This window comes from Mesorhizobium sp. B2-9-1 (assembly GCF_006439455.1).
Classification (GTDB): domain Bacteria; phylum Pseudomonadota; class Alphaproteobacteria; order Rhizobiales; family Rhizobiaceae; genus Mesorhizobium.
This window is the reverse complement of sequence record NZ_VFTP01000012.1, coordinates 117476-142259: the sequence shown is the minus strand read 5'-3', so window position 1 is coordinate 142259 and position 24784 is coordinate 117476. Positions and strand designations below refer to the sequence as shown.

General features: G+C 62.3%; 26 protein-coding genes. 15 read left to right on the top strand and 11 right to left on the bottom strand.

Translation table 11 applies throughout. The annotated features are described in order from the left end of the window. Positions 1 to 278: 278 nt before the first annotated feature. From FJW05_RS20240 to FJW05_RS20225, 5 genes are all read right to left on the bottom strand, one after another. The gene (locus FJW05_RS20240; protein WP_140635137.1) at positions 279 to 2768 is read right to left on the bottom strand and encodes a DEAD/DEAH box helicase; all 2490 of its coding nucleotides are present in this window, start codon (positions 2766 to 2768) and stop codon (positions 279 to 281) included. Positions 2769 to 2902: 134 nt separating this feature from the next. Further along, positions 2903 to 5077, bottom strand: a complete 2175-nt coding sequence (locus tag FJW05_RS20235) for a DEAD/DEAH box helicase (protein ID WP_210239105.1) — start codon at positions 5075 to 5077, stop codon at positions 2903 to 2905. Then, a complete protein-coding gene (locus tag FJW05_RS27610) occupies positions 5074 to 5439 on the bottom strand; it encodes a hypothetical protein (protein ID WP_210239104.1) in 366 nt (121 codons plus the stop codon). The genes FJW05_RS20235 and FJW05_RS27610 overlap by 4 nt, the downstream gene beginning before the upstream one ends. Then, positions 5436 to 6464: a nucleotidyl transferase AbiEii/AbiGii toxin family protein gene (locus FJW05_RS20230; protein ID WP_140635135.1), complete on the bottom strand. Its 1029-nt coding sequence runs from the start codon at positions 6462 to 6464 to the stop codon at positions 5436 to 5438. Before FJW05_RS20230 ends, FJW05_RS27610 begins: the two co-directional genes overlap by 4 nt. Next, the gene (locus FJW05_RS20225) at positions 6464 to 7204 is read right to left on the bottom strand and encodes a type IV toxin-antitoxin system AbiEi family antitoxin (protein ID WP_140635133.1); all 741 of its coding nucleotides are present in this window, start codon (positions 7202 to 7204) and stop codon (positions 6464 to 6466) included. Before FJW05_RS20225 ends, FJW05_RS20230 begins: the two co-directional genes overlap by 1 nt. Before the next feature lie 593 nt (positions 7205 to 7797). Here FJW05_RS20225 and FJW05_RS20220 point away from each other — a divergent pair. After that, the gene (locus FJW05_RS20220) at positions 7798 to 8595 is read left to right on the top strand and encodes an SDR family oxidoreductase (RefSeq protein WP_140635131.1); all 798 of its coding nucleotides are present in this window, start codon (positions 7798 to 7800) and stop codon (positions 8593 to 8595) included. A 92-nt stretch (positions 8596 to 8687) separates the two neighbouring features. Here FJW05_RS20220 and FJW05_RS20215 read toward each other — a convergent pair whose 3' ends face one another. Next, positions 8688 to 9584 carry a LysR family transcriptional regulator gene (locus FJW05_RS20215; RefSeq protein ID WP_140635129.1) on the bottom strand — a complete coding sequence of 299 codons (897 nt, stop codon included), beginning with the start codon at positions 9582 to 9584 and terminating at the stop codon, positions 8688 to 8690. 227 nt (positions 9585 to 9811) lie between these two features. On the opposite strand from FJW05_RS20215, the gene FJW05_RS20210 reads away from it, so the two are divergent. The 6 genes from FJW05_RS20210 to FJW05_RS20185 all read left to right on the top strand — a co-directional run bounded on the left by FJW05_RS20210 (position 9812) and on the right by FJW05_RS20185 (position 14992). Continuing rightward, positions 9812 to 10546, top strand: coding sequence for an SDR family oxidoreductase (locus FJW05_RS20210; protein WP_140635128.1), 735 nt, complete (start codon positions 9812 to 9814; stop codon positions 10544 to 10546). Between the two features lie 65 nt (positions 10547 to 10611). Next, positions 10612 to 11379 (top strand): SDR family oxidoreductase, encoded by a 768-nt coding sequence (locus FJW05_RS20205; protein WP_140635127.1) that lies wholly within the window; start codon positions 10612 to 10614, stop codon positions 11377 to 11379. Between the two features lie 29 nt (positions 11380 to 11408). Next, positions 11409 to 12008, top strand: a complete 600-nt coding sequence (locus tag FJW05_RS20200) for an NADPH-dependent F420 reductase (RefSeq protein ID WP_140635125.1) — start codon at positions 11409 to 11411, stop codon at positions 12006 to 12008. 3 nt (positions 12009 to 12011) lie between these two features. Beyond that, a complete protein-coding gene (locus tag FJW05_RS20195; protein ID WP_140635123.1) occupies positions 12012 to 12515 on the top strand; it encodes an SRPBCC domain-containing protein in 504 nt (167 codons plus the stop codon). A gap of 88 nt (positions 12516 to 12603) precedes the next feature. Further along, positions 12604 to 13416, top strand: a complete 813-nt coding sequence (locus FJW05_RS20190; protein ID WP_140635121.1) for an SDR family oxidoreductase — start codon at positions 12604 to 12606, stop codon at positions 13414 to 13416. Between the two features lie 403 nt (positions 13417 to 13819). Then, positions 13820 to 14992 carry an MFS transporter gene (locus tag FJW05_RS20185; RefSeq protein ID WP_246673552.1) on the top strand — a complete coding sequence of 391 codons (1173 nt, stop codon included), beginning with the start codon at positions 13820 to 13822 and terminating at the stop codon, positions 14990 to 14992. Between the two features lie 90 nt (positions 14993 to 15082). On the opposite strand, the gene FJW05_RS20180 is transcribed toward FJW05_RS20185, so the two are convergent. The 3 genes from FJW05_RS20180 to FJW05_RS27490 form a co-directional block, all read right to left on the bottom strand. After that, positions 15083 to 15832: a metallophosphoesterase gene (locus FJW05_RS20180; RefSeq protein ID WP_140542257.1), complete on the bottom strand. Its 750-nt coding sequence runs from the start codon at positions 15830 to 15832 to the stop codon at positions 15083 to 15085. Beyond that, positions 15825 to 16631 (bottom strand): hypothetical protein, encoded by an 807-nt coding sequence (locus tag FJW05_RS20175; protein WP_095768838.1) that lies wholly within the window; start codon positions 16629 to 16631, stop codon positions 15825 to 15827. The genes FJW05_RS20180 and FJW05_RS20175 overlap by 8 nt, the downstream gene beginning before the upstream one ends. Before the next feature lie 93 nt (positions 16632 to 16724). Beyond that, positions 16725 to 16886: a hypothetical protein gene (locus FJW05_RS27490; protein ID WP_181165014.1), complete on the bottom strand. Its 162-nt coding sequence runs from the start codon at positions 16884 to 16886 to the stop codon at positions 16725 to 16727. Between the two features lie 384 nt (positions 16887 to 17270). Here FJW05_RS27490 and FJW05_RS20170 point away from each other — a divergent pair, with 384 nt between their 5' ends. Beyond that, positions 17271 to 17564, top strand: coding sequence for a DUF982 domain-containing protein (locus FJW05_RS20170; protein ID WP_246673550.1), 294 nt, complete (start codon positions 17271 to 17273; stop codon positions 17562 to 17564). Between the two features lie 274 nt (positions 17565 to 17838). Next, positions 17839 to 18027: a DUF3606 domain-containing protein gene (locus tag FJW05_RS20165; protein ID WP_140542258.1), complete on the top strand. Its 189-nt coding sequence runs from the start codon at positions 17839 to 17841 to the stop codon at positions 18025 to 18027. Positions 18028 to 18259: 232 nt separating this feature from the next. Here the strand turns inward: FJW05_RS20165 and FJW05_RS20160 are convergent, their stop codons facing one another. After that, positions 18260 to 18643, bottom strand: a complete 384-nt coding sequence (locus tag FJW05_RS20160; RefSeq protein WP_210239103.1) for a response regulator — start codon at positions 18641 to 18643, stop codon at positions 18260 to 18262. Between the two features lie 379 nt (positions 18644 to 19022). On the opposite strand from FJW05_RS20160, the gene FJW05_RS20155 reads away from it, so the two are divergent. The 6 genes from FJW05_RS20155 to FJW05_RS20130 all read left to right on the top strand — a co-directional run bounded on the left by FJW05_RS20155 (position 19023) and on the right by FJW05_RS20130 (position 23471). After that, complete coding sequence (locus FJW05_RS20155; RefSeq protein WP_140542259.1) at positions 19023 to 19241, top strand: hypothetical protein; 219 nt, start codon at positions 19023 to 19025, stop codon at positions 19239 to 19241. A 482-nt stretch (positions 19242 to 19723) separates the two neighbouring features. Continuing rightward, complete coding sequence (locus FJW05_RS20150) at positions 19724 to 20467, top strand: Crp/Fnr family transcriptional regulator (protein WP_181165017.1); 744 nt, start codon at positions 19724 to 19726, stop codon at positions 20465 to 20467. Then, positions 20467 to 21537: an HWE histidine kinase domain-containing protein gene (locus tag FJW05_RS20145; protein ID WP_140635119.1), complete on the top strand. Its 1071-nt coding sequence runs from the start codon at positions 20467 to 20469 to the stop codon at positions 21535 to 21537. Before FJW05_RS20150 ends, FJW05_RS20145 begins: the two co-directional genes overlap by 1 nt. Positions 21538 to 21866: 329 nt before the next feature. After that, complete coding sequence (locus tag FJW05_RS20140; protein WP_140635118.1) at positions 21867 to 22595, top strand: DUF4142 domain-containing protein; 729 nt, start codon at positions 21867 to 21869, stop codon at positions 22593 to 22595. A gap of 14 nt (positions 22596 to 22609) precedes the next feature. Continuing rightward, on the top strand, positions 22610 to 23209 hold the full coding sequence (locus FJW05_RS20135) for a hypothetical protein (RefSeq protein ID WP_140635117.1): 600 nt from the start codon (positions 22610 to 22612) through the stop codon (positions 23207 to 23209). Positions 23210 to 23258: 49 nt separating this feature from the next. After that, positions 23259 to 23471, top strand: coding sequence for a hypothetical protein (locus FJW05_RS20130; protein WP_140542263.1), 213 nt, complete (start codon positions 23259 to 23261; stop codon positions 23469 to 23471). A gap of 35 nt (positions 23472 to 23506) precedes the next feature. Here the strand turns inward: FJW05_RS20130 and FJW05_RS20125 are convergent, their stop codons facing one another. Then, positions 23507 to 23770, bottom strand: coding sequence for a hypothetical protein (locus FJW05_RS20125; protein ID WP_140542264.1), 264 nt, complete (start codon positions 23768 to 23770; stop codon positions 23507 to 23509). Positions 23771 to 24784: the final 1014 nt, after the last annotated feature.

Genomic DNA, 24784 nt, shown 5'->3' with positions numbered 1-24784 from the left:
ATGGATTCTATGGTCTGCGCGCGTCGCTTCGCTCCTTGCTCCGCCATAGAATGACGACGTTGGGGCGGCTTCAACCAATCTCCGGCGTTTGCGCTTATTTCACGGACATGAACGGAAACTCTTGCACCAGACAAACCGCAACCTTTCAAAATCCCTGTGTCGGGGAACTAGCGAACAGGGTGACATCGCGGGCAACCACTCCGGGCTCTGAATGTCGATGGACCGCGCAGTTACCCATCCGCCAGCCGAGCGATCATTGTCCGATCTCGGCCGGCCGGCTACGCAGTCCTGCCCCGCAGGCTGTCGGCGAGGGAGGACAGCGCATCGGCGAGTTGCCGCGCGGTCTCCGGCGGCGGCAGCGGCATTTTCAGGCTCCGCACGCCGGTTGCCTGATCGCGTTCGATCCACGGATGCGCCGGAGCCTTGGGATCGTTGGCGGCCGCCAGAGCGGCAACGAATTGCGCACCCACCTGCGCCAAGGCTAGCCAAGGATCGGAACCGGGATCGCTCCGCGGCACCATAGGCCCGTTCGTGTAAGCGACATCGCCGGCATCGATATCCGAATCCGCCTTCGAGCCTACCGCAGGTCCTGCGTCGTCGGCAGCGGCAATGCTGTTTCCGACCTCTTCCGTCGGCGTCACGGCCTCGCTTTCACCCATGCTCCCGGTGACGTTCTCCACCTCCTTCATGAAGCGATTGAGACGCGAGCCGCCCAGCGAAATCTCGCCGCTGCCACCGTCGAGAATTCCAGCCGACAGCGAGCGCTTGAACGCCAGCACCGACAGCATCCCCTCCTCGATGGTGCCTTTAGCGACGAAATTGATGACCCGCACGGGCCGTGTCTGACCCATGCGATGGATGCGTGCGATGCGCTGCTCGAGCACGGCCGGGTTCCACGGCAGGTCCATGTTCACGAGAGTCGAGGCATGCTGCAGATTGAGGCCCGTGCTGCCGGCATCGGTGGACAGGAACACGCGACAGGCGGGGTCGTGACGAAAGCGCTCGACCAGCGCTGGCCGCTTGTCCGACGGCACGCCGCCGTGGAAGCTGACATAGCCCAAGCCGCGCGCTTCGAGACGCCGGATGACGATGTCGTGGGTCCGTGTCCATTGCGAGAACACCACCGCCTTGGCTTTCGGCTCGGCGAACAGATCGTCGAACAGGGCCGCCAGCTCATCGGCCTTGACGCCATGGTCTGTCTCCTGGTCCAGGAGATAGGTGCTGTTGCACGACATGCGCATATTCTGCAGCGCGCAGGTCAGCCGCCGCTGATCCTTGTCCGACAAGAATCGGGTCCGCCGCCAGCGCTGCACGATTTTCGCCACCACGTCGGCGTTTTCCTGGTGATGGAGCATCTGCATCTCCGTCATCGGCACCAGAAGGTTCTGGTCGAGACGATGCGGCAATTGCTTTAGCACCTCGGATTTACGGCGGCGGATCATGATCGGCGCCAGTGTCTGGCCAATCTTCTCGAGCCCGGTGTAGCCGGTCACGCGACCGCCTTCGTCCTTGACCTGGTGCTCGTGCAGCAGCTTCCAGGTCGGCCCCAGCCGGTGCTGATCGACGAACTGAACGATCGAGATCAGCTCCTCGAGCTTGTTCTCCAAGGGCGTCCCGCTCAGCACGATCGCATAGGGACTGTCGATTCGCTTCAAGGCCCGCGCCGCAATGGTGTTCCAGTTCTTCACCCGTTGCGCCTCGTCGACGATTACGAGATCGGGCGCCCAGTCGGCGATCAGATCAAGGTCGGGCTTGAGCTTCTCGTAATTCGTGATCTTGCAGAAATCGTCCAAACGATAGTCGTTCTGGCGCTGCGCCCGCCCGCCATTGATGACCCGCGCCGCGTTCTCGCCTTTCCTGCCGGAGAAACGCAGAATCTCGCTCTGCCATTGGTATTTGAGCGAGGTCGGACAGATCACGAGCACTTTTGTGACGCCGAAATGCCGGGCCAATATTTCCGCCGCTGCAATCGCCTGGATGGTCTTGCCCAGTCCCATGTCGTCGCCGATCAGCGACCGGCCCGCCCGCACGGCGAACAGGGCGCCTTCGGCCTGATAGGGATAAAGCGGCACCGTCAGATGCTTTCCGACTTCGGGGTCGGCGGCCCCAAGCGGAAACAGTTCGTTGAGCTTAGCGGCGCGGCGCTCCGCATCGCGCCTTCCCGCGATGAAATCGAGCGCATCGTCATAAGCGCGGAACTCGTGGCCCGACTTGGATGCCACGGCCATGAAAGACTCGAGCTTGCCCAGGCGGTCGTCCGGCAGCATTCCGTCATGATCGGCCTCGAACAATGCCGCGGCCGCCTCGCGCAACGCTGGTGGGCTGTCTGTTCCGGCGCGGAAATGGAGACGGCGCCTGCCGTCGTTGCGAAGATACAGCTCGGAAAACGCCGGCTGGTAGCCGCGAGCAAACGCGGCCTTGGCGCCGCGCTTCTTCTCCAGCTTGGCGAGGGTAAATTCGATGTGCTTGCAGGTGCCGAGCTCGCTCGTCGCATAGTCGGGGCATGAGCAGAAATTGCCGCCAGGTCCCATGCCCCGGATCGCCACGCGGTAGCTCGATTTCGAGGCGGGATTGCTGACCCGAAACTCAGAGAAAAACGGTTCGCCAGTCAGATTCTCGAGCCCGAAGGCTTGCTCGCGGCCGAACTGGCGGCGCAAGCCGCGCTGCCAGTCCACAGGCGACAGATCGGCGGGCGCATGGCTACGCGAGAGCTTGGGTTCCCTGTTCGGCTTGATCGCCGACTTCGTGTTTCCGCGCTTGGATCTCATCGAATAGACTCCGTTCAGCAAATGTTTCCCGCGTGACATTCATCCGTATCCGATGCCCCATGTGGGCTCTACTCCTATTCCCAGCGGCGCCGGTGACCATCGTCCACGAAATCAAGATCGGCACATCACAGCTCTCACGAGTGTCCAACCGGTACTGCCGTGGCGGCAGACGGCTCGACTGTATAGCCGAGCGCCCGGTATCCAGATCGCCGCTTAGCCGCCATTCGCGCGAGAATGGGCACAAGGTCATCGACATAGTCGACAACGAGAACCTCTGTTTTACCAGCATGTTGCCGGTGAAGCCGACCGATATATTGGGCCAACGTGCCTTTCCACGAAATGGGCATCGTCAAGAACAGCGCGTCCAACCTTGGATCATCAAAGCCCTCGCCGATGTAACGCCCTGTCGCGAGGATGAGCCGCTCCTGATGGTCTGCCACTCGCAGGGCAGCATCTGACGCCTTGCGTTCGGCCGCTGACATTCCTCCTCGAAGGACGACAAGATTGCGCACGAAGCGCGAAAAGCGGCCTTGCAAATATTCGAGATGATCCCGGCGCTCGGTGAGCACGATCGGTGAGCGCTTTGCCTCCAGCGCCTTCAACACGTCGTCGAAGATCAGGTTATTACGTGTCTCGTCCTGCGCGATGGCCGCGTAAATCGCTGGCATGGCAGGACGATCCGAGTCCGCCAAAGGCGGTGGCAGTTGAAACTGCGTCGATCGAGTCTTCGCGCGGTGAACAATTCCCCGCCCCGCTGCTTGGGCACGCGCATCAACGCGATGCCGAACTGGGCCACATTGCATGAAGATGATTGGATGGTGACCGTCTTTGCGGGCCACCGTCGCGGACAGTCCGAGGACATAGCGCGCTTTCGCCCGGCGGGCCACAAGCTCAAAGCTCGCCGCCGAAAGATGATGGCACTCATCGACAACCAGATGACCGTAGTTCGCTACCATGTCGGATACTTCACCTCGGCGCACGAGGCTCTGGATCAATGCGACATCAATGATACCGGTTGGCTTGCGGCGTCCGCCGCCGATTACGCCGATATCTTTCGGATCGATATCGAGGAATGTCCTTAGCCGCTCCACCCACTGGGTGAGCAATTCGCGGCGATGAACAAGAACGAGCGCATTGCGTCGGCGTTGTGCAATCAGGGCTGCGGCCACCACCGTCTTGCCGAAAGCGGTCGTCGCCGCGAGCACGCCGTGCTCATGCGGAAGAAGGGCCTCGAATGCCTTAACCTGCGTCTCCTGCAACTCCCCCTGAAACCGTATTCGGCTCGCAAGCGGATCGCCGATCACCCTCAGATCATTCAACTCAACCTCGGCGCCCTCGCCTTGGATCAGCTCAACAGCTTCGTCAAGGCATCCGCGGGGCAGCCCCACATGACGCGCGTGAAGTTCAGCGCAGGAGATAATCCGAGGCTTGCCGAAGGTCGAGAAACGCATGGACTGCGCACGATAGAACTCAGGGTTTTGGAAGGCCGCCAGGCGTATGAGCCGCGTCGTCATTGTCGGCGGCAAATCGGTCCGGTCTATATAGAGTTGGTCGGCGACCACTATCGTGATCTTGCCCGACAGGGGACTGCCGACCGGCCCCGCTTTGGGGCGCCGAGACGGTGTCATGCGCCAGGGCTCGTCCGCTTCTTCATCTTCGACGGGCATGCGGACGCCCAGAATACGGCCACGCGTCTCCGCATCGTCGACGATTTCTGCGGCGGCCTTGGCCGATAGCCGTGGCATCGCCGCCAGAAACGCCCATTGGTCGTCGTATGGACGAAGATCTTGGTCGATGAAGACACTGTTTCCAAGCTCGCGCGCGCGGCGCTGCAAAGGTAAAGCGATCAGATTGCCGAAGCCGCCGACCGGCATGATATCCTGGCTCGGAAAAAGGCGATCGTATGAGGCGAAACCTATTTCCGGGCGACGCTCCATCGTTTCCGTCAGTATGGTCGCGCCAAGTTGCCGAGCGGTGCGCGCCGAAACCGGCTCAGAGAAGAAAATCCACACATGACCACCATTGCCGGATCGAGACCGCTCAAGGGCCGCAGGAACGCCCTTGGCCTGGCAAGTCTCCAACATGGCCAAGGCGTCAGCCACCCAGTTCTCCTCGTCAAAATCGGCGGCCAGAAACCAGCAGGTCTCGTCAGGAAGCAGCGGATAAACACCCACCACGAAATCGCCGCCAGAGCCGCGTGCGGCCTCGCCGCGCAGATGCTTTTCGATGATGTCGTCGGCGACCGGGATGAAGGCTTGATGAGGGCACTCGCCGCATTTGACCTGAGGCTTGCCGCATACCCCTTTCACCCACTCGTTGGCGCACGCGGGCGCATAACCGGACTTTGCGGCCTTCCGATTTTCCCATCTGACAGGGAATACGTCAGCACGGCCTGCGAATAGGCCCGAAACAGCGCGATCTTTTCCGCGGTGGGTGACGCGGCAGTGACCCCCGGCGCATCTGCAATGACGGGTGGTGAATAATTTGCGGCCGCGGCCGAGCGCCGGCTCACCAGATTCCTCAGCGCGGCCTCAAGCTCTTTCCGCTCGGCCTCATTTGCGGCTAGGCGGTCGCGAAGCCGCTCAATCTCGACCTCGAGTTCGTGCGCAGTCTCGGCGCCACTGCCCAGCACCAGTCGTTTCGACACAGCTCCGCTCAGCCAAGTCTTCATGGAGTAGGCTCCGCAGGTCGTCGTCCTCGTCTCGCACGTGGCGCCAGCGACTTGTCACCGGATTTCCAAGCTTTGACGTTCTGCGCCTTCCATCGCAACGCCGGACAGGCTTCTATCGCGGCGCTCACGGATTCCGGAACGTCCATAGGAGACGCGTCTATCTCGCCTCGATCAAGTATACTGTCCAAGAACGCTCTCTCGCCTACCGTGAACTGAAACAGCAGCGCGAGTTTCTCTCGACACTCGGCCGTGACCTTGTCGATCCATGCCGCTGGGCCGCCGAAGGCATCGAAATATCGGTCATGTAGGCACATGGTCAGCTTGCCGGTGATGTCGCCGACCTCACATCCGATCGTTGCGGGTGAGGCGGTGCGCCAATCGAAGCTCTTGGCGCTTGCGCCGATCATCAAAGTGGCGGCCTTGATCTTTGCCCAGTCGAGAGACGGCATGGCGATGATCCGGTGTGCGTCGAACAGATCGCGTGCGGTGCGCCGCGTAACCAGCGCGACCATCTTGCCGGCGATGATCTCGTGGATGTCAAGGACCGGCACGTCCATCGCTCGATACGATCCGATGGCTGCCGACGGCATGCGGCCCACGCCGTAAAGGGGAGCACGGAAGAGATAGTTGATATCGATCTCGACCGTCCCCGCCCCGCCCAGCGCGGAAGCATAGCGGTAGATCCATTTGCCGCCGGCGTGCTCGGATGGCCCGCGCCGCGCGGCGTAGCCTTTCGATTCCATCAGCCGCTCGATCCGGTCCTCCAGCCCCGGCCGGTCCGCATCCATCCTCTTCTTCTCGATTGCACCGACATAGTTGATATCGATGTCGACCGAGAGGCGATCCAGATTGGCATGGAAGACATTGAGCGCCGTTCCGCCCTTCAAGGCGATGCGCGGTCCGATCAGCGCGTCGGCGCTCAACGCGTCGAGAATGTCGATCAGCCGGATCACCCTCTCCAACGTCGCCGGCTGGAGCTGCCGCTCGGCCGCAAGGTCCTGAAGCGTTTCTCGCGATGCGACCATCAGACGCCTTCGAAGGAGGCGTCGACCGCCTGCGTCGGGAGAAGCACGCGCCACGGCTGGACGAGCACAGCGTGACCGGGCTCGGCGCCCAGCGCGTAGTGCTTCGAGCGTGGAAGACGTGCTCGCAGGCGTAACAGAACGTCATCGGTGACGCCTAGCGCGCGTTGCCGCTTTTCGAGCCACCAGCCGCAAACCGAAGCGAGCGAGCTGTTGTCCAGCAGTTCGACATAGTCGGCGACTTTCGCCGGATCGAGATAGCGGACCAGGTCCAGTGACTTCAGAACTTCCTCGGCGCCGCCGGCGAGTTCCGGTCGGTGCAGGACATCGACGATCGTGCGTTCGACCGCCGTCACGCGGACCGTCACCCCCTGCCGATCCATGGTCGTGGTCAGGTAGTCGGCCTTGCCGGTCGCCGCCAACGTCTTTGGCGGCGTGACGAAGCGGCAAGCGCCAAACGACAGTTCCACGCGTTCGGTTCGGCCGGCGCTGATGAGCTGGACTTCGTTGAACTCGGAATAGGCTATGCCATGCAGCTCAAGGCCGGAGTGAAATCCCAAAACGCCATCGGGGCGCAGCCTGCTCGCCGCAGCGAAGCGGTCGATCACCATCCGGTCCGCTGTCAGGTGAGCCGGTACGGCCGCGAACACCTCGCGGCTGACGCGCTTGATGTTACCGGCCCGCAGATGGTACCGGAGCAGGCTCGTCACATTGGCCCCGCCCGCCGGGTGGCCGAGGGCCACTGCGAACTCTGCGCGGGTGAATACCGGATGAGCCGACAGGAAGCTGGCCGTTTTGCGCTGGCGAGGTTGCGTAGCGAGTCTTCGATTCTGCTCCATAATGGGTAATTAATTGCCGTTACGACGCATATCTGTCAACAAACCCACGCATGGACGGCCCCGATGGCCCTCCTTTCCGGTTGCGAAAAACGCGCCGTATAGGCTATAAATTACCCATCTGAACGCATTTTCTAGAACTAACGATGTATTGCCGATTATCCTCAGCCTCAATAAGCCGTTGAATAAATGGAATCTTGTAGGCGACGGCCGCCCCCTATTCCTACTCGATTGTCCTGAGCCATCGTAGTGCGCTGATTTGGCACCGCAATTTATTTTTGCATAACAGAGAACCGTCTCGCCGATTCATCAGAAAATTGCACTCTTGATTTCAAAAGAGAATATCGCCGATTCGGGACGACGATGGCGGTCTCAGGCTGACGAAAAAAGGACTACCAGCCTCCATCTGTTTCGGTGTTCAGCGCCCGCGCGATTAAGAGCGCGAGTCCCAGGCGCGACAGAGCCGCGGAAACCCTCGGTTGGATGAGGCGTTCTTAATCATGACCCGACGCATGAGCGAGCGCGTAGCTATCGTGACTGGTGCAGGACGCGGCCTTGGGCGCGCCATGACGATGGCTCTGCTAGGCGCAGGCCATCGTGTATTTTTGACGTCGACAGACATCGAGTCGCTCGACGAGACACGATGCGCCAGCGGAGCGGGCGAGCGCGCCGCCGTGAAGACTGCCGATCTCGGCAATGAACAAGAGCTGGCTGACCTGGTCGATGCCGCCATGCGCGCATTCGGGCGCGTCGATGTCCTTGTCAGCAATGCGGGCGTCCCAAACCCGCCGGTACAACGGCCTCTTGACGTCACACCGGATCAGTTCCGGCAGTTGTTCGAGATCAACACGCTTGCCTCGATCAATTTGATCCGGCTGGTCACCCCCGACATGGTCGCGCGCAGATGGGGTCGGATCATCTTCATCTCCACCAGCCTCGATACCATGCTCGAACCGGGTCATGTCGCGTATGGAATGACCAAGGCGGCTGGAGAAGCCTTCATCGCGGCTCTCGCAACGTCGCTTCAGTCGACGGGCGTCACGGCCAACGTACTTTCGCCCGGCGGCGCAGTTGCAACGAGAATGGCGGCAGGTGTTGCGGACCCAAAGGCCCTACTTCAGCCCGAAATCATGGCGGCGCCCGTTGTGTGGCTGGCGTCGGATGATTCGAATAACGCAACCGGCCGACGCTTCATCGCCGCGAAGTGGAATACTGCGCTCAATCCCGCTCAAGCGTCGCAGGCCGCAAGCGCGCCGGCTGCATGGGGCGGCTATGGCGACAAAAGCGTCAAACCCTAAGAGACCGTAGCCGCTCAAAAAGTTTTCCGCCCTGAAGCCTCCCGTCGCCCGAACCGTCAGATGCGCAAGCGTGCCCGGCGACCTGCCGCGGGTCAGTCGCGCGATATGGACAGCCCCGCGAGAAGCGGCGCGTGCGCGGCAAGCCTGCGGGATATGAACTCGGTGAAGAGCCGCACGCGCTTCGTCTTGCGGGACTCCCCCTGCGTGAGAAGCCAGAGCGTCCCGTACATGTGCAGGTCGGTTCCCGGCACCCTCACCAGTAGAGGGTCGGCATCTCCAACGAAGCACGGCAGCGTGGTCATCCCGAGCCCTTGCCGTACGGCAACGATCTGCGCCTCGCCGTCCGTGGTCCTGAATGGAACCCCGGTGGTGCGAACCTCGCCGTCGCTCGCCCAATCCGGAATTCCATGAATGCTTATGACGATCCACCGGATGGGATCAGGCGCGCCCGCACGCCACGCGGCCAGTCGATCGCGAGACATGTAGACGCCGCCAAACACCTCCGGCCCCTTCAGGCCGTGAAGATTGAGCGGCAGGGTTTTGCGGTCGTAGACAACGCGAATCGCGACGTCGGCCTCCCGGTTGGTCAGATTCGCCAGCTCGCCGGATGACAAGATGTCCATCTCGATGTCCGGATGCAGACGCGCGAAATCGGCGAAGTCCGGCATGAGCAGGTGTGTCGCGAGGGGCGGCGCCAGCGTCACCCGCAGAAGCCCGCGCACGCTCTGGTCGCGCCCAAGGATGCGCGTCTCCAGCAGGTGCGACGACGCTTCCATCTGGTCCGCGAACTCGAGGACCTCCTCGCCCGCAGCCGTCAGGCGGTAGCCCGAAGGCAGCTTTTCGAACATGTGCACCCCGAGGCGCTCCTCGAGCTGGGCGATGCGTCGCAGCACGGTCGAGTGGTTCACACCGAGGCGCTCAGCGGCAGCCCGCACGGAGCCTCCGCGCGCGGCGGCAAGAAAGTAGCGAACATCGTCCCAGTCGATCATGGTGCATTCCTGCCGCGGAGTGCGGTTTGCAAAGCCCGTTCTAACACGCTCAGCCGTGGTTCGCGCGGTTGTCGCGGCGTTCGATCATCTGACTGGATCGTTTTCGCACCACCGATGTGCGCGATTGCGCACTCACCGCCCGACTTCGGCGAACCCATCTCAAGGCTCTCGCGGGACTTCCCCCGTACAGCCAAGGACACAAGACGGCGAAACGAAGGATGCATGACATGAACAGACTGAATGGAAAGACCGCCGTCATCACCGGCGGCGCCACCGGCATCGGCCGCGCCGCGGCAAAGCGCTTCATCGAGGAGGGCGCCTTCGTCTTCATCTTTGGCCGCCGGCAGGAAGCGCTCGACGCTGCCGTGGCCGACCTCGGGCCCAGTGCCCGCGCGGTGAAGGGCTCGGTCTCAAATGGGGCCGACCTCGACCGGCTCTACGCGGCGGTGAAGGCCGAGCGCGGAAGCCTCGACATCGTCTTCGCCAATGCCGGGGCCGGCGGCCCGCTTCCGCTCGGCCAGATCACCGCCGCGCACATTGACGAAACCTTCGACACCAATGTGAAGGGTACGATCTTCACGGTTCAGAAGGCGCTGCCGCTGATGGGCCAGGGCGGCTCGATCATCCTGACCGGATCGAGCGCCGGCACCACGGGCGCCCCGGGATTCACTGCCTACAGCGCGAGCAAGGCGGCCGTGCGCAACCTTGCGCGGACCTGGGCGGAGGACCTGAAGGGCACAGGCATCCGCGTAAATGTGTTGTCGCCCGGGGCGACTGCGACCGAACTCGCGAAGGAGGCGCTAGGCGAGGAAGGCCAGAAGGCCTACGGCGCGATGACTCCGCTCCAGCGCATGGCCGATCCGGCGGAGATCGGGGCGGTGGCTGCGTTTCTCGCGTCGTCGGACAGCAGCTTCATGACCGCCAGCGAGGTCGCCGTCGACGGCGGCCTGGCGCAACTCTGACCCGCCTCGTGCGGCCGATCACTCCACTGATCCCATTATTCGCACACCCACGGAAGAAAATAAAAATGGAACAATCCCTTAAAGGCAAAACTGCTCTCGTTACCGGGGCATCGCGGGGCATTGGCCGCGCCATCGCCGAACGTCTCGCAAAAGATGGTGCGACTGTCGCGCTGACCTACAACGCCAGCAAATCTGGTGCAGACGAGGCGGTCGCGGCCATCGAGAAAGCTGGAGGTACTGCGTTCGCAATCCACGCGGACCTCGTTGACCCGGCGACCGTCCCGACCTTGTTCGAGAAACTCGACGCCGAGTTCACCAAGCGGAAGGGAAGCAAAGCCCTCGACATTCTGGTCAACAACGCTGGCAATATCGGCTGGATTGGCTTCAAAGACGCGACGCCGGACAGTTGGGACACCCTGATCGCCGTCTATGCCCGCGCGCCCTTCTTCATCGTTCAGGCCGCCATGGGTCGTCTCGCCGATGGCGCGCGCATCATCAACATCTCTTCCGCTGCCGCGACGAAGCCCGTGACAGCCGCGCCCATTTACTCGATGGCCAAAGCGGCCATCAACAATCTTACCCAAGCACTCGCGTCAGAGCTGGGGCCACGCGGAATTACCGCGAACGCCGTAGCGCCGGGCTACACGCGAACCGACGCGAACGCCGCCTTCCGAGAGAATTCCGAACTCGTAAAGGCGGTCGAGGCACAGATCGCGCTGGGACGCTTTGGCGAGCCTTCGGAAATCGCCGCCGTCGTGGCGTTCTTGGCTTCCGATGAAGGCCACTGGGTGACCGGCCAGACGATTGAGGCAAGCGGCGGCTACAAGCTCTGACCGCAACGAAAGAAGCAAAGGAGAATATAATGAGCTACGCAATTATCGGCTTCGGCAAGATCGGCCAGGCCCTCGCCCGCGCCTTCGCCCGCAAGAACATCGACGTGGCCGTCGCGAGCCGCCGGCCCCCCGAGGCATTGGCGCCGCAGGCTCGAGCGATTGGACCCACGGTGGTCGCCAAGTCGCTGCGGGAAGCACTCGAGGCCGACACAATCATCTTGGCGGTCCCTTTCGGGGAGCATCGCGAGGTTGCGAAAGCCCTGCCGAGTTGGAACGGCAAGACGGTCATCGACGCGATGAACGCGTTTCCTGAACCCGAAGAGCTGGACGGCCTCCCGTCCTCCGCCTTCGTTGCGAAGTCGTTCACCGGCGCCAAGTTCGTGAAAGGCTTCAATCACCTCATTGCAGCCACCCTGGCTGCCGATCCGGTCGTCGAGGGCGGCCACCGGGTGGTCTTCCTGTCGAGCGACGACGAGGACGCGACCGCTCCCGTGGCGGCCTTGGCCAAACAGCTCGGGTTCGCACCCGTCAAGCTGGGAAAGCTCAACGAGGGCGGCGCGCTGGTGCACGCACGCGGCCGCATCTGGGGCCGGCTCATCTTCCAGGATTTGTTCAAGAAGGAGCAGTAGTCGGTGTACGACCGTGTGATTTGGCCCGAGAAGTACGACCCCAAAACGTCGGCGATCTATGCGCTCAACGACATCGACGTGAAAGCACCCCCAGAAGTGGTATGGAAGCTGCTGGTCGATGCTGAGAACTGGTCGAGCTACTTTCCTGCTGAAGACCAGGTCAAAATCCTGGGCGGCGAAAGGCAATTGGCGCGCGGGACCAAATACAGCCGAGTGACCGTCGGATTCCCGATGAGCCTGGTTGTTACGGAGTGCGAGCCCTTCCGCCGACTTGCGTGGGCGACGACTGTCGATGGTGACGACACCGGCTCGAGCGCGTACCATGGCTGGGTCATCACTCCCACAGATGATGGCTGCCACGTGCTGACCGAGGAAACGCAACAGGGCTCGTGGTTCCTCGACGAACTCGGGCGCAAGCGTCCCGGTGGGCTCTATCGCTATCACCAGGAATGGGTCGAACGCCTCGCGGGCGCGGCGGAGGCGAAAGTAGAAGTCAAGGCAGGTTAACCTGCGGGTCCTTGGACTTGGGCTGCCCAGCGCCTCAGCACATTGAGCGGGGTAAAGGCCGCGCCGGCCAAGATTGGAGATAGTTGAAATGAATATAGACCTCAAAGGTAAGAAGGCGATTGTCACCGGGTCAACGGCGGGCATCGGCCGTGCCACTGCGGAAGGTTTAGCCCGTACAGGGGCGTCAGTCGTTATCAGCGGCCGTGGGAATGCCCGGGTAGACGAGGCGGTGCAACAAATTCGGCAGACCATTCCTGGGAGCAATATCACTGGCGTTGCAGCAAACTTGGCCACCGTCGAAGGTGTCGAGGCTTTCATCGCGCAGGTACCGGACGCCGATATCCTCGTGAACAACGTGGGTACGGCATATATCCGGGACTACAACGGCATCGAAGACATTGCGAATATCCCCGACGAGGACTGGCTTGGCCTGTTCCAGCTGAATGTCATGAGCGGCGTGCGCATGACGCGCCACTACCTGCCGCGCATGGTGAAAAAGGGCTGGGGCCGGGTCGTGTTCGTCAGCAGCGAGTCCGCTGTCAATATCCCGAAGGAGATGCTCGACTACGGCATGACAAAGACCGCGCAACTCGCGGTCTCGCGCGGGCTTGCCGAGGCGGCCGCGGGCACGGGCGTCACCGTCAATGCCGTCCTGCCGGGCCCTACTCGATCTGAGATCCTGGGTGACTTCATGGCAAAGCAGGCGGAGGCGAACGGGATCACGCAGGAGGAAGCCGAGCAAGGCTTCCTGAAGGCGATGCGCCCGACCACCCTCATTCAGCGTTTTGCGACCACCGATGAGGTGGCCAACATGATCGTCTACGCTTGCTCGGAGCAGGCTTCGGCGACCACCGGTGCGGCTCTGCGCGTCGACGGCGGCGTAGTCCGCTTCGTTGCCTGATCGTGCGGGCGGGCCTCGGCACCGGAAGCCGCTGCAGCGTCAGAGCTGATGGCGGACCAAATCGATCAACAGCCACAGCTTTCATGTCGTTGCGCGCGCCCCTTCCCCGCCAGCACGCTGAATCCTCGAAGACGGGGTTTAGACTTGACGGCGGACATCTGCTGCAAATCCTTTCAGCTTCTGAAACCACGTCTTCTCAGGCGCTCTGGGCTTCCCAATGAAATAACGACGATACGGTTCCGACGGCGGGTTCTAAGGAGGCGCCGTTTTCGTTGGTCAAGCCTGCGCAGTTGAATGCGGGTGAGCGTTGCAGCCTGGAACCACCAACGAGCGAAATCATTTAGACCGGGAGGTTTCTGGCCCGCTCGCGCATCATCTTTTGGCTCGGTCGCTCGTGGTGGTCATGATGAAGCGCACGTCCGATTTCACAGATTCGCCTGCACTTCGCTTCGTCCTCATGATGGGTGTCGTCAATTTGTTCGGTGACGTCACCTATGAGGGAGGCGCCGCGATCAACGGCCAGTTCCTGGGTGCGTTAGGCGCCAGCGCGGCCGCTGTCAGCATCATCGCCGGGTGTGGCGAGTTTCTCGGCTATGCCTTGCGTTCGGTCTCCGGCTACGTCGCCGATCGGACCGGCCGCTACTGGTTGGTGACATTCGTGGGCTACGCCATCAATCTCTTTGCCGTCCCCGCCATGGCGCTGGCGGGCAGCTGGCAGATCGCGGGCGTCCTGATCATCGCCGAACGCATCGGACGGGCTATCCGCAAGCCGACCGTGGAGGCGATGATTTCTTATACCACCGGCAAGCTCGGACGCGGCTGGGCCTACGGCCTGAACACTGCCCTCGACGAGACGGGCGCAACGGTCGGCCCGCTGGTCATCGCGCTGGTGCTGTTGCTGGGTGGCGACTACCGGACTGGTTTCGCGTGGTTGTTCGTCTCGGCGGTCCTTGCGGGCGCCGCCCTGGTGGCCGCGCGCGTCGGCTTTCCGGTCCCCGCACGCCTCGAGGACCGACCCACAGCGGAAGCAAAGGGATTCGGCGCACCCTATTGGCTCTACATGGCTGCGGCCGCGGTCTTCGCTGCAGGGCTGATGAGCTACGAGCTCGTCGCTTTCCACCTGGCACGGATGCAGTTGGTTGCAGGACCATGGATACCTGTGCTGCTGGCGCTCTCGACCGGCTGTGGCGTGATCGCCAACCTCGTGCTGGGCAGGCTCTATGACCGCATCGGCCTCCCGGTGATTCTGGCGGGCGTGGTCCTCTCGGCGCTGTTCGCACCCTTGGCGTTCCAGAACACTCTGCTGCCGATCGTCCTTGCCATGCCGTTGTGGGGCGTCGGCTACGCAACGCAGGACACCCTGCTGAAGGCAGTCATCGCGGGAATCCTGCCGGAAGGCCGGCGCGGTCTGGCGTTTGGGCTCTTCTACGCCGCCTATGGCGTCGGCTGGCTCGTTGGAAGCATCGCGACTGGTCTGCTATACGAACGCTCCCTGCCCGCGGTTATAGCTTTCGTCGTGATCGCGCAGCTTGCGTCGCTGCCGTTGTTCCTTCTTGCGGGGCGCGGCCACCGATAGCTGACCTGGCGCCCATTCAGGAGGACTCAGAAGGGCTCGCATTCGGCGCCAATGAATTCATCGATCTCGAGAAGGATGCCCCTGGCCGGCTCAGATCTCGAGCAGCGCATAGGGCCGGCCCGTCGGCTTCGCGACGTGCATGGCGACATTGTAGACTTTCGCGCCGCCGGGAGTTTGACCTTCGAAGGTGCCTCGATGCGCGTGACCATGCACGACGGCGCTCACCTTGAACCGGTCGATCGTTTCGGCCAGCCGGGAAGAGCCGAGGAACGGGAAGATCTCGGGCGGCTCGCCGGCGACCGTTTCCGCGATCGGGGCGTAGTGAAGCACCACGAGCGTCCGCTTGGCGCGGACTTGCCGCATGGCATTTTCCAGCCGCATCGCCTCGCTGACGCTCTCGGCCACCATGGCCTTGATTGCCGGCTCACCGAAGGACCCGAGCATCCTCGAGCCGAACCCACCAACAAAACCTTTGACGCCGACAAAGCCGACTTCCATCAGCTCCGTCGCCTGTCCGTCGAGGAGGTAAACGCCGGCCTGGCGAAGTGTCGCCGCTATCTGCTCGGCGCAACCGGATTCGTAGTCGTGGTTGCCGAGCACCGCGACCACGGGAATCGAGCAGGCCCGGAGATCCTCCGCCAAAAGCTCGGCCTCCTTCGGCTTGCCGAGATTGGTGAGGTCCCCCGCAAGCACCAGGATGTCGGCTTCGCGCGAAACCTCGCCGAACAGGTCGCGATGGGAGGTCTGCGCATCTTCCTGAACATGCAGATCGCCCACCGCGGCGACTTTGACTTTGCCGTTTCCGCTCGTTTTGCCGCTTGCCCTGCTTTGTTCAGCCATCGTGAAATTCTCCAACGCCGCCGACACCGGCAAAGCCCCATTCCTTGACATCGATCTCGTAGTCGACCTGCGACAGCAGTCGGCCGCGGCAGATCTTCATCCTCGGTGAAGGCAATTGCCGCTGCCTGGCGAGCCGGTCGAGCAGATCGTCAAGCAACCAGTCGGGAATGCGGTCGCGTTCGCTGGGATAGATCCAGCGGAAATTCAGCAACTGCATCAGCAGCACCTCCCAGTGGATGTCGAGATAAGACAGCAGCCTTTGCCAGTCGATCTGCTCATGTGCCTTGAGGATGGTATGGGCGATATCGGCGCCGTCGTGCCGTCCCCTGTCCTGGATGAAGCATTTCGACCAGATAAGTTCCGTAGGTCCGATGATCCTGACCCGGCTGCCCAGCAGCTCGACCTGCCGGGCATGCTCCAGCCACTGGTCCTCGACCTGCATGGTGCCGTTGGCGGAAGCAAAGATCACGTCGAAGAAATGCGGACCTTCGAAGACCTTCCCCAGCCAGCGATCGTCCTCGATCACGACGGCGTAGCCGATATCCTTGAAATGGGCGAGGATGCGCGGGCAATCGCCTGCCTTGCAGAAGATATCGAGGTCCTTGGTCTGGCGCACGACGCCGGTATAGGCGCTCACCGCATATGTCCCGGCAACTAGAAAAGGAATGTCGGTGGCGGCGAGCTCGCGGATCGCGTGCGTATAGAAAGCTTCCGCCTCCGCGCTCTTCAGCGTCGGCTCCGCCTTGGCGTCGATCACGGGCAGCGTCGCCAGCACGCCCGGCAACTCGTCATCGGCCATCGACCGTTGCTCCGAGCTCAAATCTTCATCCGGGATGTAAACAGCAACCTGACCGGCTGGTTCCGTCGCCGGCGACTGTGGGTGAGCCTCACCTCAGTCCCCTTGCTTGCGGTATAGGCGCTCGGTTGCACGATCGCTCTCGCGGCGTTCGGCCGGTCCTCGGTGCCGGCGAGTCAAAAGAGTATAAACGAGCACGAGCAGGAGAATAATCGGCCCGCCGATCACGACGAAGGCCCACAGATCGATACCGAGCATGGCTTTTCCTTCCCGGTTGGAGGCGGTCGTCCGGCTAACCGAGTTGGCGGCCAAAGGTTCCGCCGGCCGTCCATGCGAGGCGACAGTTAGGCCAATCTCGCCACACGGCGGCGCCCATGCTCGACAAGACGGAAATCGCAGCGGTCGCGTCTATGTCTATTGAAGAAGCGCGCTTTCGAGGGAGGATGAGATCGCTGAAGGCCTTTACCCGCACGCATTGCGAAGCCAATTGAAAGCCCGGTCTGCTTATCCTCGTTGGTGACACAGGAGCGCAGACCGGGCCTGCCTCGGTGAGGGAACTAAGGCGGCCGCACTTTGCGCCACGATCGGTCGCGCCGCCTTAACATAGGTTGTTGTCGCAAACGCCGATTGAAGGATGATGCCGTGTCCGATCACCGTTTCAGCGGCAAAGCGGCCATGCGCTATCGCATCAAACGTTTTCGCAAACCGGTCGTGGTGCAGCCAGGTCGCATCGACCGCGACCGCGTCGTCGTGTCGGTGCTGGACGCGGCTGACGTGCTTTTGCACGATTGGCCCAAGCCCGATTTGAGGACACGGCACCGCGCGATCCAGGCCTGTCTTGCGGTGTTGCGCAATCAGGAGCCGCCAAGGGTCGCACGCCAGGCTTTCATCGCCGCTGCCGAGGACGCCAGAATATTGCTTGGCGACCAGAGCTGAGATCAGGATGCCGGCGGCTCTGCCGCCCCGGTGTGCTGGCCGGCATCCATCGGCGAGCCGAGATTTTGTCCGCCCCGATCTGATCCAGCTGCCAGCGGGATCGTTCCGGCAAAAAGGCGGCCCCTCGCGACGGCCACCCCGTTTCTTCGATCAGGCGCTCGGTACGCCGGCGGGTGCGACGGAGGACTTCCGAACCGCACCGAGCCGCATGTTCGGTGCAGCGGCCGGCGGAACGTTTACCGGCGGACGTTGTTCTTCACCAGGAGGAACGGTGATGGTCGACGACAAGAACAAGCGCGATTTCCGCGACCGCGACCGCGTATCGGGCGACGAAGAATATGAGGTCGCGTATTTCGCGCGGAAATTCCAGCTGACGATGCCCGAAGCCCGGGAGCTTATTCGCAAACACGGCAATGACCGCGCAACGCTGGAGCGCGAAGCCAAGGCGCTCGGTTCTCGCTAGAGCGATTCACCGTTTCACGGAAACGGCGAACCGCTCTATCTCTTTGTTTTGACGCAATTCCAGACGGAAAACCGCTCACACTTTTCCTGGAATTGCTCTAGCCCGGAATGACCTGGCGCGGATGCGTTTGGCTGAAGCCGCCGGCGAAGGGAATGCGCGCAAAGCCAGTGTGATTAACCGAAGCGCCAACGCCTCGACCACTTGCTTGCGGCCTCGCAGGACCTCGCCCTCGTCACTGCCGCTGGAGTCCGTCCAGCGCCTTGGAGATGGCTCCGACGACTTGCCTGAGTTGCACCGGTTTCTGCAGCCGCTCGATGTCGTCGAACCGGCCGGGAATCACATCCTGGTCGTAGCCGGTGATGAAAACGAACGGGACACCGATGTCCTTGAGGGAGTCGGCCAAGGTGAATGACGGCCCGGGTCCAAGATTGATGTCCAGCAGAACCGCATGAGGGCGCCGCTCTTCGAGTTCGGCCCGCGCAGCCCGATCGGATGGACAAGGCCCGATGACTTCGGCGCCGGCGCAGCTGAGCGCGCGCGCCACCTCGAGGGCGATATAATACTCGTCCTCCACGATCAGGACGGTGCGGCCGCCGAGCTCAGATTTCTCTATCATGGCCAGGGCTCCTCGACACACCATAGCGCTGCTCGACGCGCCTCTTGCCGGTGCCGGGCGGTCTGCCACCGAATGGTGCGGCAGTTATTCTCCGGAGTCGAGTTGAATGACCGCTTTTTTGATCCTTTCGCATCCACCCTGCGCACCAGCGACCGCCGCGACGACATCTCGCGGCCGATGCATCTCGGAACGGAAAGGGTCCGCGGCCCGAAATCTCAATGGCGGCGCATCTTCAGATGCCGGCTGCTCCAGACGTGTCGTTGCAGCGCCGAAGCTTGAAAGAATTTCCACCTCCCTCTCATGGGTTAATGCGCGACCGCGAGACCGGGAGCATTCGTTGGCTGCAAGAGAAATAAAGCGCGGCTTAGGGAGGTGCAGCGTGATCAAATATCATCCTGTCCGTCTGAACGAACTCATCGAGCACTATATGGAAACGCGTTCCTCGCACCGCTCGCCGGTGTCGGTGGCCGCGGCCACGCGGGCCATCCTGACTGTCATGCCGGATTGCTCGATAGAGTCTCCTCAATTGAGCAACATGATCGCGCGGTCGGCCGTCAAGCACGGACACGCCGTCAGCTTCGACTTGATGACAGTCTAATCCGGCGAGGATCTCTCAAGGGTCGCAGGCCGGAGCGTCATGTCCAGCGGGTGGCGCGCCGGATCGGTCGGCAGTGGCTTGTCAAGCCCGCGATTTCGGCAACACGAGAGGGACGCGGCTGCGTCGTAGCCGGTGGCGGACACCCGCGGCAGCCGCTTCTCAGCGCTTGGCTCACGACGCATGATCAATCGGCGGCTCCGGCCGGTCGAGATCGGTCATGCCCATCTGGACGCGATCTTGACCAGGCGCTTCCAAGCCTCTTCGCACGTCGCAACGGGATCGGTAGCCGTGAAACCGAGCGCGAAAATCGCCGCTGTGATATCCTGCTCCGGAAAATACGCGTCTCCAGGACGGTGCGCGAGCATCGGCGACTTTCTCGTCCATATGCGCTTCCTGCGCGCAGTCGTGCGCGGCAAATGGACGTTAACATAGGTAAGGTCATTGCCCGGTCGTTCTGTGTATCACAGACAAGAAGGACAAGGATGAGGCGGCCTCTGATCCGGAAGCTCGAGAAGTTCACGCGGCTCTCGCACGCCGACAAGGACATGCTGCTCAGAATAGCGGCGCAACGGGTCCGGCGTTTCGCCGCGCGCGAGGATATCATCCACGAGGGCGAGAAGCCCGAATTCATCAATCTGATCAGCGAGGGCTGGGCCTGCCGCTACAAGACCCTCGAAGACGGCCGCAGGCAGATCATCGCATTTTTCCTGCCTGGGGACCTGTGCGATCTGAATGTCTTCGTCCTGAAGGAAATGGACCACTCTATCGGCGCCATCACGCCGGTCGTGGTGTCGGAAATCTCGCGCACGGCCTTCGACGAGATGATGATTGGGCATCCGCGCATCACCCAGGCGCTGTGGTGGGAATCGCTCGTCGCAGCGGCGATACAGCGCGAGTGGACCGTCAACCTCGGGCAGCGCGATGCACTGGAGCGCATGGCGCATTTATTATGCGAGCTGTTCATCCGGCTTGAAGCCGCCGGCTGCACGAGCAATAGCAGTTGCGAGTTCCCATTGACGCAGACGGAACTGGGCGAGACGCTGGGCATGTCAACGGTTCATGTGAATCGCACCCTGCAGGAGCTGCGCGCCTCGAACCTCATTGTGCTAAGGGACAGGACGCTGACCATTCCCAATCTCCAGGCATTGCGGGACGTCGCGCTGTTCAATCCCAATTATCTGCATCTCGATCGCGAAGGCAGGCATCTCGATGCCAATGAAGAGTGATGTCAAAGGGTCCGCCCAAAAAGCCGCTTGAACGCAGGCTGGCCGAGGTCAAGGCGGCCCTGCACGAGCATGCGAGTGCCGAAGCCGGGCTGCGCGCAAGCGAGGAGAACCTGCAGGATTTCGGAGAGGCCGCCTCGGACGTGCTTTGGATCCGCAACGCCGAGACGCTGCAGTGGGAATATCTGACCCCGGCCTTCGACGCCATTTACGGCATGAGCCGTGAAAGGGCCCTGGCCGGCGACAACTTCGCCAGCTGGATCGAGCTTGTCCTGCCTGAAGACCGCGAGCATGTGCTGGCCCAGATCGAGCGCATTCGCGACGGCGAAAGCGTCACCTTCGAATACCGGATATGCCGGCCGGCCGACAATGAGATACGCTGGCTGCGCAACGCCGATTTTCCGATGCGCGATGAAGCGGGAAAGGTCGCCCAGATCGGGGGCATCGGTCAGGACATCACGCGCCAGAAGGAATGCGAGGAACAACAGCAGGCCCGCTTCGCCGAATTGCAGCATCACGTGCGCAACACGCTGGCCGTCATCCGCTCGATCGTGCGGCGCACGATGGAGAAGAGCGAATCCCTGGACGAAGCCGCGGCCCATCTGGAAGGCCGCATCAACGCCTTCGCCCGGGTCCAGGCGGCGATCACGCGCCGCCCGTCGATCGGTATCAGTCTGGCATTGATCGTGGCGGAAGAATTGCGTGCTGCGGGCGGCCGGGAAGGCGAGAACCTGACGATCGAAGGTCCGCCCTTGACGCTTGCGCCCAAGGCCGCCGAGACAATGGGGCTGGCCATTCACGAGTTAGCGACCAACGCCCTGAAATACGGAGCACTGTCCAGCCGCGCGGGCCGCATCGACATCCAATGGCAGCTGGAAGAGGACCTGCTCCATTTCAAATGGATGGAGAGCGGATCCCACGATTTCAAACCCGTCGAGCGGCGCGGCTTCGGCTTGGAGGTTCTGGAGGGCACTTTGCCGTACGAACTCGGAGCGACGGTGGACTTGCGGCTCGCTCCGAGCGGGCTCAATTTCACGGCTGCCATCCCGCTTGGCGCCATAGGCGGCCAGTAGCACGACCACGGCTATCGGCGACGCTGTTGCCGCCCTCTCCAGACTCCCGGATTCGGCTTTCGTTCCACCCGCGAGCAGAGCTCTGAGACAAAGGCCGGTTTGCATCGGTGCTGAGCGCCTGATTGTGGCAAAGGCCCAGTTGTGAAAAAGGGCCGATGCTCATCGACGAATTCACCGGCTCCTCTCTTGCCCACTGACCGGGCTTCGCCATGGTCGATCGATCAGAAACCCGCCCGGTCGGAGCAGGCGGGTTCCATCACAAGTCTGTCGCGGAACAAAGGCCGGGAATAGCGGTTCGGTCCCATCAAACAGCAAGGGAGCCTTCAGCCATGAGCATGCGTATGTTGCTCGTTCCATCGACGGCCGTCGCGTTGATGCTTGCCCTTCCGGCCTTCGCCGCCGACGACGCGCAGACCTTCGTCGACAAGGCTGCCATCGGCGGGATGTTTGAGGTGGATACCAGCAAGATCGCGCAAGACAATGCGAAGGATCAGCAGATCAAGGATTTCGCCAAGCGGATGATCACCGACCACGGCGCGGCGAACGCCAAACTGCAGAAGATCGCCGCCGAGCAGAAATTGCAGGTACCGACGCGATCCGATGCGCAGCATAAGAGCGATCTGGAACGGTTGCAGAGCACGACGGCCTCGCTGGATCAGCCTTACGTGGAGATGCAGCGCAAGGCACACGCGGACGCAGTCGGCCTGTTCGAGGCCTACGCCAAGGACGGAGACAATCCCGCGCTCAAATCTTTCGCGGCGGAAACCTTGCCGACACTGAAAATGCACCAGGACATGATCGAGAAGATCGCCCGCGCCAGCGCGAGCATGCCGGCGGTCAAATCGGCGTCGACACCCAAACCACCCGCTCCGGTTCCCGGCGCAAACAGCTTCACCGAGGCACAGGCGAAGAAGCGCATCCAGGATGCCGGCTATGCGGACGTGTCAGCGCTCGCCAAAGACGAGCAGGGCATCTGGCGCGGCCAGGCGACGAAGGACGGCAAGGGCACCTCCGTTGCACTCGACTATCAGGGCAACGTCTTCGCCGGCCAACAATAGACAGGAGAACCGACATGCAAACGATCACCGCGCTGTTCGACGATTATGACGACGCCGCTGACGCGGTAGGCGAGCTGGAATCCACCGGCGTCCCGTCATCCGACATCAGCATCATGGCCAACAATGCCCGCGGCTGGTATCGAAACACGCAATCGCCGGCCGCCGAGGATGCCGCCAGCGGCGCCGGTATCGGCGCGGTCGTGGGCGGCGCCGGAGGCTTGGCAACAGGCCTGGGCGCCATGGCGATACCGGGCGTCGGCCCGGTCGTCGCGGCCGGCTGGCTGGCGTCGACAGCCGCGGGCGCCGTCGCCGGAGCGATTGTGGGCGGCGCGGCCGGCGGCATTATCGGCAGCCTGACCGATGCCGGCGTGCCGGAGGAAGACGCGCATGTCTATGCCGAAGGCGTTCGCCGCGGCGGCACGCTGGTGACGGCTCGCGTCGAGGACGACCTCGCTTCGGAAGCCCGGGAAGTCCTTCACAGCTCCGCGTCAGTCAACATCGCCGACCGCCGCAGCGAATATGAAGCCGGCGGGTGGGCAGCCTTCGATCCGGCTGCCGGCGGTTATTCGGCTGAGGATGTCGAGCGGGAAGCGGCGCGCCGAAGGACGGCCTAACCTCGCCGTCGGCGGCCACAACAGACGCAAAGCCAGCCAGGAGTTCGACATGAGACGGGTGCTTCTGCCACTGATATTGGCTGCGGTGGTCCTGGTGCTCTGTTATTGGGCCTTCGTCTATGTCGGCACAGGCTGGCAAGCAGCGCCCGTCAAACGGGCACCCGAACAAAACCAGGGCGGCAACGCGCCGCAGGACACCTCGCCGGCCGCCGGCATCACGAAGAATCCACAGGATGCCAGCAAGATGCCGGGGGTTCAGTGACAGTTCGAGCGCGATATCCGCTCTTTCCTGGAGGCCTACTCACGCGCGATGAATTTGTTGAAGCGGCTGATGGTACCCTCCGCGGTCATGTCCTGGTGGACGAACGCCAAATTGTCGTCGTCCAGCACTTTGAAGAAGTCTTCCCATTCGATCGGCCTCAGATCTTCGTCGCCTGCGCCGAAATCGACCCGCAGGATCGCGCCCTTCCCCGGCCCGGCGACGACGGCAGGCCTGCCCTCGCGCGCCTCGATCCAAGCTCGGATCACTTCGTGATTTGAGGTCGTCATAGCCTCGCTCATTGCGGCCTCCTGGTTGACAGTTCCCGCTATCTCAGAGGAACCCGGAGATATCCCGCTTGTTCCCCTTGGCCCGGTTCGGGAGCCTCGCGGCAATCGAAGATCCACGCGACGATCCAGACGAAGAAGGCCCGCTGCCTGCATGCGGCAACGGGCCATGGGCCTGATGGGACCCTGGATCGCTAGAGGGAGGGCGATCGGCTTTCGAACCGGCAGGCGGCAGAAATGTTCCGGAGAAAGTTTCACGTTCCAGTGCGTCGGGTGAACATTCAGAATTTAACGGCAATCTTCTCGCCCTCGGCCGGAGCTTGCGGCAAGCCTCCATGAAAGTGCGCGCTGAATTGCCGGTCGTAAGCTTAACCAGTCCTCGCCTAGTTCCCCGACACAGGGATTTTGAAAGGTTGCCGTTTGTCTTGGCGCAAGATGTCCGTGAAATCAGCGCAAACGCCGGAGATTGGTTGAAGCCGCCCCAACTTCGTCATTCTATGGCGGAGCAAGGAGCGAAGCGACGCGCGCAGACCATTCCGTGACTTGGAAGCGCCGCCTCGGTGCAGAATTTTGCTCCGTTGCATTCCTTGGCGAAGGTAACGGCATGGATTCCAGGGTCTTCGCGACGGAGCTTCGCTCCTGCTCCGCCCTGGAATGACGATCGCGATGGGCGTTTCGGCCAATCTCCAACGCATGCCACCTGACAACGCAAACAGAGCCGACCGGTCAAAATCCCTGTGCAGTGGCACTAGCTGAAATGATGTTGCCGGACGAGCAATCGAGACGAGATTTCAGCCGGCGGAGCGGGCATGCCCTAGCTTGCGCTATCTTGGAACTTCATCCGATCCTTGCCCTGCTCCGGTCGCTTGGGAACTGTCCGATTTTACCCGCGAGAACGCACGAGCCGGCGCTTGCCTCGGTGCCGGGCCGCGAGATTTTCGGTGCCACCATCGCGGCAGGAACTCGGCAATCAAGCTTTGAATTATGCCGCTCATCCGATCGCCTCATAGAAGGTTTGGAGACGAACAA

What these genes read in the sequence shown, in the direction of transcription:
- FJW05_RS20210 (WP_140635128.1), top strand. Translation starts at nt 9,812, where the DNA reads ATGAACAGACTGAATGGAAAGACCGCCGTCATCACCGGCGGCGCCACC.
- FJW05_RS20135 (WP_140635117.1), top strand. Translation starts at nt 22,610, where the DNA reads ATGCAAACGATCACCGCGCTGTTCGACGATTATGACGACGCCGCTGAC.
- FJW05_RS20220 (WP_140635131.1), top strand. Translation starts at nt 7,798, where the DNA reads ATGACCCGACGCATGAGCGAGCGCGTAGCTATCGTGACTGGTGCAGGA.
- FJW05_RS20215 (WP_140635129.1), bottom strand. Translation starts at nt 9,584, where the DNA reads ATGATCGACTGGGACGATGTTCGCTACTTTCTTGCCGCCGCGCGCGGA.
- FJW05_RS20165 (WP_140542258.1), top strand. Translation starts at nt 17,839, where the DNA reads ATGGTCGACGACAAGAACAAGCGCGATTTCCGCGACCGCGACCGCGTA.
- FJW05_RS20205 (WP_140635127.1), top strand. Translation starts at nt 10,612, where the DNA reads ATGGAACAATCCCTTAAAGGCAAAACTGCTCTCGTTACCGGGGCATCG.
- FJW05_RS20150 (WP_181165017.1), top strand. Translation starts at nt 19,724, where the DNA reads ATGAGGCGGCCTCTGATCCGGAAGCTCGAGAAGTTCACGCGGCTCTCG.
- FJW05_RS20160 (WP_210239103.1), bottom strand. Translation starts at nt 18,643, where the DNA reads ATGATAGAGAAATCTGAGCTCGGCGGCCGCACCGTCCTGATCGTGGAG.
- FJW05_RS20125 (WP_140542264.1), bottom strand. Translation starts at nt 23,770, where the DNA reads ATGAGCGAGGCTATGACGACCTCAAATCACGAAGTGATCCGAGCTTGG.
- FJW05_RS20130 (WP_140542263.1), top strand. Translation starts at nt 23,259, where the DNA reads ATGAGACGGGTGCTTCTGCCACTGATATTGGCTGCGGTGGTCCTGGTG.
- FJW05_RS20185 (WP_246673552.1), top strand. Translation starts at nt 13,820, where the DNA reads ATGATGAAGCGCACGTCCGATTTCACAGATTCGCCTGCACTTCGCTTC.
- FJW05_RS20145 (WP_140635119.1), top strand. Translation starts at nt 20,467, where the DNA reads ATGTCAAAGGGTCCGCCCAAAAAGCCGCTTGAACGCAGGCTGGCCGAG.
- FJW05_RS20190 (WP_140635121.1), top strand. Translation starts at nt 12,604, where the DNA reads ATGAATATAGACCTCAAAGGTAAGAAGGCGATTGTCACCGGGTCAACG.
- FJW05_RS20140 (WP_140635118.1), top strand. Translation starts at nt 21,867, where the DNA reads ATGAGCATGCGTATGTTGCTCGTTCCATCGACGGCCGTCGCGTTGATG.
- FJW05_RS27490 (WP_181165014.1), bottom strand. Translation starts at nt 16,886, where the DNA reads ATGCTCGGTATCGATCTGTGGGCCTTCGTCGTGATCGGCGGGCCGATT.
- FJW05_RS27610 (WP_210239104.1), bottom strand. Translation starts at nt 5,439, where the DNA reads ATGAAGACTTGGCTGAGCGGAGCTGTGTCGAAACGACTGGTGCTGGGC.
- FJW05_RS20180 (WP_140542257.1), bottom strand. Translation starts at nt 15,832, where the DNA reads ATGGCTGAACAAAGCAGGGCAAGCGGCAAAACGAGCGGAAACGGCAAA.
- FJW05_RS20230 (WP_140635135.1), bottom strand. Translation starts at nt 6,464, where the DNA reads ATGGTCGCATCGCGAGAAACGCTTCAGGACCTTGCGGCCGAGCGGCAG.
- FJW05_RS20240 (WP_140635137.1), bottom strand. Translation starts at nt 2,768, where the DNA reads ATGAGATCCAAGCGCGGAAACACGAAGTCGGCGATCAAGCCGAACAGG.
- FJW05_RS20200 (WP_140635125.1), top strand. Translation starts at nt 11,409, where the DNA reads ATGAGCTACGCAATTATCGGCTTCGGCAAGATCGGCCAGGCCCTCGCC.
- FJW05_RS20175 (WP_095768838.1), bottom strand. Translation starts at nt 16,631, where the DNA reads ATGGCCGATGACGAGTTGCCGGGCGTGCTGGCGACGCTGCCCGTGATC.